This is a genomic window from Aeromonas sp. ANP5, from assembly GCF_963870295.1.
Classification (GTDB): domain Bacteria; phylum Pseudomonadota; class Gammaproteobacteria; order Enterobacterales; family Aeromonadaceae; genus Aeromonas; species Aeromonas veronii.
In genome coordinates, this window is the sequence record NZ_CAWMRY010000080.1 from 1 (window position 1) to 1,389 (window position 1,389).

Consider the following 1,389-nt stretch of genomic DNA (forward strand, 5'->3'; position numbering starts at 1 on the left):
TAATGCCAGTCAGTTAAGCCTGACTGGCATTGTTTTTATTGGTTTTTTTCACACTGTACTTCTGTGGCCTTGGCTTCACGCAGCGGGGATAACTCCGCTCCCTTCGCTCCGGCAATACAAACTCCAGCTCTGCCACCCGCTTCGGGATACTCCCCGGTGACAGGTACGGCATGCAGCTCAGTTCATGGATGAGGTACACCGATGCCATGTGAAAACTCAGCTGACTCGCCGCCATCTTCACCATCTGGCTGCGCAGCAGGTTGTAAGCCAGCAAAACGCCCCACAGCTCTTGCCGTATCCCCGCCGTCTTCTTGCTGCGCAGGGTCAGCCGGTGTTGTTGCAGGCTGTGCCTCATCTCCCGATAGCCCAACTCGATTTCCCAGCGGTGGCTGTAGAGCTCAACGATGTCGGCGCTCGGGAAGCGCATCGGGTCGACCATTGAGGTCAATACCTGGCGCTCCTTGCCATTGATGTGTCGGGTCAGCAAGCGGGCTTCCACCGTGTCCGGCAGGTGCGGCCACTTCTTCCTCGCTTGTGGGCTGGTTTTCAGCAAGACCAGTGCATCCTGGCGCCCCAGTTTGCGCACCACCTCGTATTGGGTGCCCTTTTTGAGCGGCAGCAACCAGTGCCGCTCTACGCCCACACTCTGCCATGCATGGAGCAGACCGAGGGAGTAAAACCCCTTGTCGAACAGGGTGAGCGAGTGGTCCGGCGTGCGTGCGACAAGCTGTTCGGCCAACACCATCTCGTTGACGGCGCAGCTCTCCATGACCGCCTGAACAAGCAGGTGACTGGTCAGCTCCATTTGACAAAGCATGCGCACCTGCGGATAGGTGGTCTCGCCATGCCGGGTGCCGGGCTTGGCAAAGGCGGCGACATTGTCCGGGGTATCGGGTGTGCGCCACATCACGCCATCAACGGCAAGCAGTTGCAGTCCGGCCCAACCCGGATGATTGGCCTGCTGGTGCCAGAGAGAGGCGGTCTCGTGAAACAGGCGTTCGATGCTCTTGTCCCCCAGTTTTTGGCGAGCTTGCAGGAAGGCGCTGGGGGCGACAAAGGGGCGGTCACCGGGCAAGAGGATATCGAGCTGATTGACCAGCTGGGTCATGGGGACGTGGCGGAAGATGGCCATGCCGATGATGGCCCAGACCAGACGCTCCATGGGCATGCGGCGACGACGCAGGGTAGCGACGCCCTCTTCGCCGAGCAGCGTCATGATGAGCTCGGGAGAAATGAGGTCAGAGAGTGACTCAAACTGGGCAGCATTGCTGGCGTGGAGGAGGTCGAGGGCATGAACGATACGCATAAAAAATCCGAAACCAATCAACAGGTTTCGGATTTTCACACAGCAGAAGGATCGGTCAATGGATCCTTAACTGATCGGCATTA

At 58.8% G+C, this 1,389-nt stretch carries 1 protein-coding gene; it reads right to left on the reverse strand.

The window, feature by feature from the left end:
• Positions 1-13: 13 nt before the first annotated feature.
• On the reverse strand, positions 14-1,306 hold the full coding sequence (locus AACT07_RS22300) for an IS4 family transposase (protein WP_069530085.1): 1,293 nt from the start codon (positions 1,304-1,306) through the stop codon (positions 14-16).
• Positions 1,307-1,389 lie beyond the last annotated feature (83 nt).

What these genes read in the sequence shown, in the direction of transcription:
- AACT07_RS22300 (WP_069530085.1), bottom strand. Translation starts at nt 1,306, where the DNA reads ATGCGTATCGTTCATGCCCTCGACCTCCTCCACGCCAGCAATGCTGCC.